Below are 1,192 nucleotides of genomic sequence, written 5' to 3' on the forward strand. Positions count from 1 at the left end.
CCCCGACATCGCCCGATGAGGAGCCACCACACCCTTCGCCACACCCGTCGAACCCGACGTGAACATCACACACGCCACATCCTCCGGCCCCGCAATCCGCCCCAGATCCCCACCATCCAGCGCAGCGACAACCCCCGCCACGGCATCGAGCCGTACGAAGACCGCGCCACTGCGCCGCCACCCGTCGGCCGGCTCACCGGCCGTGACGATGAACCCCGCACCGGCACTGTCGACGACGGAGCGCAGACGCTCGACCGGGAACCCCGCATCAAGCAGCGTGTAGCCGGCACCCGCCTTGAGTACGGCGAGTACCGCGACAACGAGATCCGGATTCCGGTCCAGGAGAACGGCGACGGTGTCACCCCGACCCACACCGCGCTCACGCAGATGACGGGCAAGCCGGTTCGCCGACGTGTTCAACTCCCCGTACGAGGTGCCCCGCCCCTCGAAGACCACGGCGGTGGCATGGGGAGTCCGCGCCGCCTGCTCCTCGAACAGTTCATGCACACACGCCCCGTCCGGGAAGACAGCGGCAGTGTCGTTCCACTCGTGGAGGAGCGTGGTGCGTTCGCCGGCCGTGAGCACGTCGAGCGCGCCCATGCTCCGGTCCGGTTCGGCCACGGCGGCGGACAGGAGGCGGACCAGGCGCGCTGCGAGCGCCTCGGCCGTGTCGCGGTCGAACAGATCGGTGGCGTACTCCAGGAATCCGGAGATGCCGGCCGGGGCGCCGTCCTGGTCCTGGTGCTGTTCGGCGACGAAGGTGAGGTCGAACTTGGCGCTGTGGCGCTCGGGGTGCTCCACACGGACCTCGCAGCCGGGCAGGGACATGCCCGGCGTGGCGTCCTGGAGCGCCAGCATCACCTGGAAGAGGGGGTGGCGGGCGAGGGAACGGGCCGGGTTCAGTTCCTCGACGAGCCGCTCGAACGGCACGTCCTGATGGGCGTACGCGGCGAGGTCGCTCTCGCGGGTGCGGGCGAGGAGTTCGCGGAAGGTGGGGTCGCCCGAGGTGTCGGTCCGCAGCACCAGCGTGTTGACGAAGAACCCGACCAGATCGTCCAGGGCCTCGTCCGAACGCCCCGCGACGGCCGTGCCGAGCGGAATGTCGGTCCCCGCCCCGAGACGGGTCAGCAACGCCGCCAGCCCCGCCTGGAGGACCATGAACAGCGTGCAGTCGCTGCTGCGGGCGAGATCG

General features: G+C 70.4%; 1 protein-coding gene. It reads right to left on the minus strand.

Annotation, left to right across the window (positions count from 1 at the left end; all coding sequences use genetic code 11):
• Nucleotides 1-1,192 (minus strand): AMP-binding protein (locus PUR26_RS09345; RefSeq protein ID WP_329871074.1); only part of this gene is annotated, 1,192 nt, incomplete at both ends.

This window comes from Streptomyces sp. SP18CS02, assembly GCF_036322365.1.
Classification (GTDB): domain Bacteria; phylum Actinomycetota; class Actinomycetes; order Streptomycetales; family Streptomycetaceae; genus Streptomyces.